The sequence below is a fragment of the Nocardioides sp. J9 genome, assembly GCF_007829375.1.
Classification (GTDB): domain Bacteria; phylum Actinomycetota; class Actinomycetes; order Propionibacteriales; family Nocardioidaceae; genus Nocardioides.
Window position 1 is genome coordinate 1 of sequence record NZ_VLJQ01000042.1, and the last position, 1,665, is coordinate 1,665.

General features: G+C 69.9%; 3 protein-coding genes and 1 pseudogene. All 4 read right to left on the bottom strand.

The features are described 5' to 3' along the window. A pseudogene (locus tag L615_RS03485) lies at positions 1-260 on the bottom strand (hypothetical protein); the annotation flags it as partial. A gap of 8 nt (positions 261-268) precedes the next feature. Further along, the gene (nuoK, locus tag L615_RS03490; protein ID WP_028657221.1) at positions 269-562 is read right to left on the bottom strand and encodes an NADH-quinone oxidoreductase subunit NuoK; all 294 of its coding nucleotides are present in this window, start codon (positions 560-562) and stop codon (positions 269-271) included. Then, positions 559-1,407, bottom strand: a complete 849-nt coding sequence (locus L615_RS03495) for an NADH-quinone oxidoreductase subunit J (protein WP_145724137.1) — start codon at positions 1,405-1,407, stop codon at positions 559-561. Before L615_RS03495 ends, nuoK begins: the two co-directional genes overlap by 4 nt. A gap of 65 nt (positions 1,408-1,472) precedes the next feature. Then, a partial coding sequence (locus L615_RS03500; RefSeq protein WP_186449714.1) for a 4Fe-4S binding protein occupies positions 1,473-1,665 on the bottom strand: 193 nt, incomplete at its 5' end.

A 1,665-nucleotide genomic window follows, 5' to 3' on the forward strand; every position in this document is an offset into this window, starting at 1 on the left:
CGGTCACCCTCGTCGCGGCCGAGCAGGGTCAGGAAGGAGACCAGGCTGAGCACGAAGGAGCCGGTGATCGTCGCGAGCCCGACCCAGTGCCCGAAGGCCTGCGTGCGGCGGTTGCCGAGCAGCAGCAGGACGGTGGCACCGGCGAGCGGCAGCGCGATGACCAGCCACAGCAGGTCGAGGACGCCGTCGGCGGACGTCGGCGCCACGACCGGGACGTGGGTCTCGCTCGAGGCGAGCGCGAGTGCGGGGTGTGCGTGCATTGCCGTCCTCAGAACTTCAGCAGGCTGGCGTCGTCGACCGAGGCCGAGCGTCGGGTCCGGAAGATGGTCATGATGATCGCGAGGCCGACCACGACCTCGGCCGCGGCGACCACCATCACGAAGAAGGCAGCCACCTGGCCGTCGAGGTTGCCGTGCTGGCGGGCGAACGCGACGAACGCGAGGTTGCAGGCGTTGAGCATGAGCTCGACGCACATGAACACGACGATCGCGTTGCGCCGGGTGAGGACCCCGATCGAGCCGATCGTGAAGAGGATCGCGCTCAGCACGACGTACTCGGTCACTCGTCCACCTCCTGCTGGGCGGCCGACCCGATGGGGGCGGCGTTCTCCTCGCTCGAGCCGGTCGCTGCGGTCTTGCCGGCCGTCTCCGGCGCGGTGGCGGGGTCGACCCCGAGCTGGTCCTTGATCACCTCGATGTCACGCAGCCCGGTGGACTGCATGGTGCCGCGGGCGGCGAGGACGCGGGACACCGACGCCGCGGCGGGCGTGCCGTCGGGCAGCAGCGCCGGGGTGTCGACGGCGTTGTGGCGCGCGTAGACGCCGGGGGCGGGCAGCGGACCGAGGTGCGCGCCCTTCTCGGCGTAGTCGCGGATCCGCTCGGCGGCGAGGTCGGCCTGCGTGGGCCGCGGGGTGAGCCGCTCGCGGTGGGCCAGCACCATCGCGCCGACGGCCGCCGTGATCAGCAGCGCGCTGGTCGCCTCGAAGATGAAGACGTAGCGCGAGAACAGCAGGTTGGCGAGCGCCTGGACGTTGCCGCCCTCGTTGGCCTCCTCGAGCCCGACCGCGGTGCCGAAGGTGAGCTGGGTCAGGCCGACCACCATCACCACGACGAACACCAGCCCGGTCGCCCAGGCCAGCACCCGCTGGCCCTTGATGGTCTCGACCACCGAGTCCGAGGCGTCGACGCCGACGAGCATCAGCACGAACAGGAAGAGCATCAGGATCGCGCCGGTGTAGACGATGATCTGCACCGCGAACAGGAAGGGCGCCTCCAGCACGGCGTAGAGCACCGCGAGGCTGATCATCACCACGGCCAGCAGCAGCGCGGCGTGCACGGCCTTGCGGACGAACAGGATGCCGAGGGCGGCCAGCACCATGATCGGCGCAAGGATCCAGAAGGCGGTCACTGCGCGGCCTCCTTGAACTCCCCGCGGTAGTAGTCGTCGTCGTTGCCGAGCCGCATCGGGGGGTCCTAACTCGGTAAAAAACGCCCCCCATTAGTGCCCGGCAGCAGCGGGGCGAGGAGGTCGGACTTCTCGTAGATCAGGCTGGCCCGGCTGTCGTCGGCGAGCTCGTACTCGTTGGTCATCGTCAGCGCCCGGGTGGGGCAGGCCTCGATGCAGAGCCCGCACAGGATGCAGCGCAGGTAGTTGATCTGGTAGACG